Source organism: Luteimonas mephitis DSM 12574 (assembly GCF_000422305.1).
Classification (GTDB): Bacteria; Pseudomonadota; Gammaproteobacteria; order Xanthomonadales; family Xanthomonadaceae; genus Luteimonas; species Luteimonas mephitis.
Window position 1 is genome coordinate 1 of record NZ_AULN01000007.1, and the last position, 1,208, is coordinate 1,208.

The 1,208-nt window shown below is 69.5% G+C and carries 1 protein-coding gene and 1 pseudogene; both read right to left on the bottom strand.

Annotated elements, in window-relative coordinates:
- The coding region (locus tag H570_RS15620) for an endonuclease/exonuclease/phosphatase family protein (protein WP_036134501.1) at nucleotides 1-750 on the bottom strand (750 nt) is incomplete at its 3' end.
- A 54-nt stretch (nucleotides 751-804) separates the two neighbouring features.
- A pseudogene (locus tag H570_RS0100140) lies at nucleotides 805-1,208 on the bottom strand (peptidase M14); the annotation flags it as partial.

Here is a 1,208-nt window from a genome sequence, read left to right on the forward strand (position 1 = left end):
GCGCTGCAGCAACACCTGGTCGATGTGCTTCGGCGGGTACTGGTCGAGGTTGAGCGTGCTGTGCGCGCGATCGCCTGGCGCCATCCGCGGATGCATCGCGGCGTAGGCGTCGAGGAACGGGCCGAGCAGCGGCTGCAGTTCCGGCGCGTCCATCGAGGCGTTGAGGTCGCCGGCCAGCACCGAGGGCAGGCCGCCGTCGGAGGCGGAGACGTAGCGCAGTGCGTCGCCCACCTGCTCGGCGCGGATCGCACCGCCCTGTCCGGTCCAGTGCAGGTGGGTGTCGTAGACATTGATCTCGCGGCCATCGACGGCGATCCGCACGCGGACGATGCTGCGGTAGTCGTCGAGCGGTTCCAGCGGCTTCCAGTCGTGCGCGAGGATCGGATGGCGGGTGAGGATCGCGTTGCCGAAGCGCTGCGGCTTGCCGGGCGGGTCCACCGACGCGAATACGTACTCGTAGCCCAGCGCGTCGGCCAGCGTCCGGGCCTGGTTGGGCAGCCCGTGGTGCTGGAACACCTCCTGCAGCGTGATCACGTCCGGGCGCAGTTCGCGCAGCGTGGCGACGATCAGCTTTTCGCGCTTCGGCCAGTTGCCCTTGTCGTGCCAGAGGTTGAGGGTGACCAGGATCAGCCCGGGTGCTTGCGCGCGGGCATCCGCCTTCGAGACTGGCGCCGACGCACACGCCGCCAGCGTGACGAACAGCGCCAGCGCCAGCAGGCGCACGACGGACGGGACGACAGTGGCGTGCATGCGGGGCTCCGGCGGCTCGTTCGGCGGGTGCGGAACGCGATTGTCGCGCGCGTTTCAGCGTGCGTCCGGCACCGTGGCCGTCCGCAGCACCGGATACAGCAGGTAGCGTTCGTCCCATGACGGATGCAACTGGTAGAAGAAATCCAGCCGCGCGCGCGGATCGCCGGCGAATGCCTTGTCGTCGCGCAGGCGCTGCTCGAAGCGCGCCTTGAGCACCGGGTCCTTCGCCAGCATCTCGCGCGCGACTTCCTCGGCCACGTAAGGCTCCATGTACTCCTTGCGTTCGAAGGCGTTGTTGAACTCGCCCCAGGCGGCGAGCGCATCCGGCGCCTGCGGTTCCAGCAGCGCCATCAGCAGCCGCGCCTTGGCCTGCGCGATCGGCACGAACAGCGCGCCAGCGGCGACGTCGCGCGATTCCGGCTTCCAGCTGCCAGTCACGTCGAGGCGCTGGTGGCCTT